Consider the following 3,100-nt stretch of genomic DNA (forward strand, 5'->3'; position numbering starts at 1 on the left):
AGGTTTTGACCAAGACCTGTAAGTTCTGAGCCTGAAACAGTAGGAGCGGGCGATGCACTCTCTAAAACTTTCATTATTCCCTGACCCTGTATTTCCATTGCTTTTTTCATAGCATACAGTTCGGGACCCATTCCAAGATTGCTGTTGAGCGAATCCATTAGTGACACCTCCTCTAAAGGATTAGTGATATATCGGTTTAGAATGAAATTTATGTAATGTCAAGAAAGTGTCAATAACATCACCGTGAACTATTGACACCTTTACCCTAATATTTGAACATCAAAAGATTAGGAGGTAGGTTATGAAATACCTAGCATTTGCATTACTCTTCTCAACGTCGCTGATGGCGGCATCCCCCGAAGTGGTTCAGTATATGAATGAACTTTCCAAAACGGCAAAAGCTGAAAATAGCTCATTTAGCGGATTTGACGCGGCGAGAGGTAAAGAGATTTTTACTTCGACCCATACGGGTAAACAAGGCAAACCGATGGCGTGTACCTCGTGTCATACTACTAATCTTGCCAACGCCGGCAAAAACTCTCTAACGGGAAAAGTGATCGATCCGCTCTCTCCTCGCGCCAATCCTCAGCGTCTTACCAGTACCAAAGAGGTTACGAAATGGCTCAAACGCAATTTTATGGATGTGTATGCCCGTGAGGGAAGTGCACAAGAAAAAGGTGATGTTCTCACCTATATTATGAAAAACTAATCAAAAGGATACCCGATGACAAAAATAGTAAACCTGAGCATAGCCGCTCTCTTATTAGCCGGCGGAGTTTATCTGTATGCGGATGATGACGAACACGAAGAGCATGAGCACAAACGTTCTGCCGTTGCAAAGCCGATGACTCCACAAGAAAAATCAACCGCTGCGTTGTACACCAAAGAGTGCGGTGCGTGCCATTTTGCCTATCAGCCGGAGTTTTTGCCTAAAAGCTCGTGGGATAAAACGATGAAGACGTTGGATAGTCATTTCGGAACCGATGCCACACTCGATCCGCAGGATCACAAAACCATTCAAAATTATTTGGCATCCCATGCGTCCCGATATGATCGTATGACCGGAATGGGCGGAGCAATAGCGATCCGTATTTCTGAAACCCCTAATTTCAAACATGAACACCGTGAAATTCCTAAAAAGATGGTGACTCAAGCGGATGTTAAAAGTTTTGCCAACTGTGCGGCGTGTCATACCAAAGCCGCCAGCGGAAGCTATCGCGAGCGTGAAGTTCGCATCCCAAATTACGGCAGTTGGGAATAAATACTAGGAGCATATGATGAAACGCTTATATGTATGGACACTTCCTACGCGGCTATTTCATTGGCTGTTTGTTGTAGGAATTGTTGCCGCTTGGATCAGCAGTGAAGAAGATCGATGGTTAAATACCCATGCCGCGATCGGGAGTGCTATCGGTGTATTAGTGCTCTTTCGGATTGTGTGGGGGATAATGGGACCGAAATATTCCCGTTTTGGTGACTTTAATCTCTCTCTTGTCGCATTGAGGGAGTACCTTTTATCCTTATTGAATCCATCACGCCACTATATCGGACATAATCCGGCGGCAAGCTATGTGATGGTTGCGATGCTCATAACGGTGGTTCTTGCTACATTTAGCGGTATGTTAGCCTATGGTATTGCGGAGAACAGAGGTGTGTTGGCATTTCTGCACTCAGGGCTTTTTCGGGACATGGAAGTATTTGAAGAGATTCACGAGTTTTTCGTCAATCTCTTATGGATTTTGATCGCGGCACATGTGGGTGGAGTGTTGGTTGATCGACTCTTGCACAAAGAGGATCGTACCCTCAACTCTATTATCGACGGACATAAGAATATGGAGGGGGAGAGTGCCGTTTTATCGTGGTACCAAAAAATCGTCGCCCTTATCGGTATCGGCGGTGCTATTGCACTTCTCATCTATGCCATTAATACGCCGAATAACCCTATTGTCGCGGGGTACAATCAAAAGGTTGATTACGCAAAAATCAACCCCGTTTTTGTCAATGAATGCGGTTCGTGCCATACCCTCTATCCGCCTACGCTTCTTTCCAAGGAGGGGTGGAGTGTGTTGATGGGGGATTTATCGAACCATTTCGGCGATGATGCTTCGCTAGATCCCGCCGATGAGCAATCCATACGTGAGTATCTTTTGGCACATTCGGTAGAAACATCCACTCAGGAAATGTCGTTCAAAATGGCGCAATCGCTCGAAAAACGCGATATGATAGCAATAACACAAACACCGTTTTGGAAAAAAAGACACCGTCATATTTCCGAAGAGATTTTTAAAAGCGACAAGGTTAAAAGTCGTGCAAACTGCAAAGCCTGCCATAGTGATGTAGAGCAGGGGACAATCGAAGATAGCGCAATTAAAGTGCTCTAAGTGAGGTTACAATGAAGTGGATTATAGTGTTGGTGATGTTCCTCTCCCTCTGCGCTTATGGGGATGACGATAATCATAGATTTCCGATGGATCTGCATGATTTGGGGCTTACAAAGCAGCAGCACAGAGTGGTCGAAGAGGCGATGAAAGAGTACCAATATTCAAACCGCCGATACCATCACCAAAGAGAAAAAGATCAAGATGCACTCAATGCACTGTTTTTAAGTCCGTCGTTTGATTCGGAATCTTTTCGAGCAAAAAGTTTGGAGAGGGAAAAAGCTTCGATAGAGATTCGGGCACGATTGCTTGAGCGGCTCCATAGTGTTTTAACCCCTGAGCAAAAACGGCGATATATTCATCATTTGGAGGAGTGGGACAGTGACTAGAAAAGTGCTTCTGATCGAAGACGATCTCTCTCTCCAAGAGCTAATAAGCTCATTTTTAACATCGTACGATTTTGAGACCTCCGCGTACGCCGATCCTAAAGTCGCGTTAGATTGCTTGTTAGAAAAGAAAGAGGTGTTTGACATCGTCGTTTTGGATTTGATGTTACCGGGAATGGACGGATTCGATGTCGCTAAAATGATCAAAAGCCGTCTCGACATCCCGATCATCATCTCTTCCGCACGAACCGACATCGGCAACAAAATCTACGGATACGATTTGGGTGCTGATGATTATCTCGATAAACCGTATGAACCTCGCGAACTGGTGCTCCG

The 3,100-nt window shown here is 44.9% G+C and carries 5 protein-coding genes; all 5 read left to right on the forward strand.

Annotated elements, in window-relative coordinates; all coding sequences use genetic code 11:
- Window positions 1–301: 301 nt before the first annotated feature.
- Complete coding sequence (locus tag JZU62_RS03605; protein WP_295011981.1) at window positions 302–709, forward strand: DUF1924 domain-containing protein; 408 nt, start codon at window positions 302–304, stop codon at window positions 707–709.
- A gap of 15 nt (window positions 710–724) precedes the next feature.
- Entirely contained in the window at window positions 725–1,261 is a 537-nt protein-coding gene (locus tag JZU62_RS03610) for a diheme cytochrome c (protein WP_295011983.1), read from the forward strand.
- A gap of 16 nt (window positions 1,262–1,277) precedes the next feature.
- Window positions 1,278–2,381 (forward strand): cytochrome b/b6 domain-containing protein, encoded by a 1,104-nt coding sequence (locus tag JZU62_RS03615; RefSeq protein ID WP_295011985.1) that lies wholly within the window; start codon window positions 1,278–1,280, stop codon window positions 2,379–2,381.
- Window positions 2,382–2,392: 11 nt separating this feature from the next.
- A complete protein-coding gene (locus JZU62_RS03620; protein ID WP_295011987.1) occupies window positions 2,393–2,767 on the forward strand; it encodes a periplasmic heavy metal sensor in 375 nt (124 codons plus the stop codon).
- Window positions 2,760–3,100, forward strand: a 341-nt coding sequence (locus JZU62_RS03625) for a response regulator transcription factor (protein WP_295012047.1), incomplete at its 3' end; no start/stop codon positions are given. The genes JZU62_RS03620 and JZU62_RS03625, both read left to right, overlap by 8 nt.

It is taken from the genome of Sulfuricurvum sp., assembly GCF_019163035.1.
Lineage (GTDB): Bacteria > Campylobacterota > Campylobacteria > Campylobacterales > Sulfurimonadaceae > Sulfuricurvum.

Coding starts and splice junctions, on each gene's coding strand:
- JZU62_RS03610 (WP_295011983.1), top strand. CDS start 725: ATGACAAAAATAGTAAACCTGAGCATAGCCGCTCTCTTATTAGCCGGC.
- JZU62_RS03615 (WP_295011985.1), top strand. CDS start 1,278: ATGAAACGCTTATATGTATGGACACTTCCTACGCGGCTATTTCATTGG.
- JZU62_RS03605 (WP_295011981.1), top strand. CDS start 302: ATGAAATACCTAGCATTTGCATTACTCTTCTCAACGTCGCTGATGGCG.
- JZU62_RS03620 (WP_295011987.1), top strand. CDS start 2,393: ATGAAGTGGATTATAGTGTTGGTGATGTTCCTCTCCCTCTGCGCTTAT.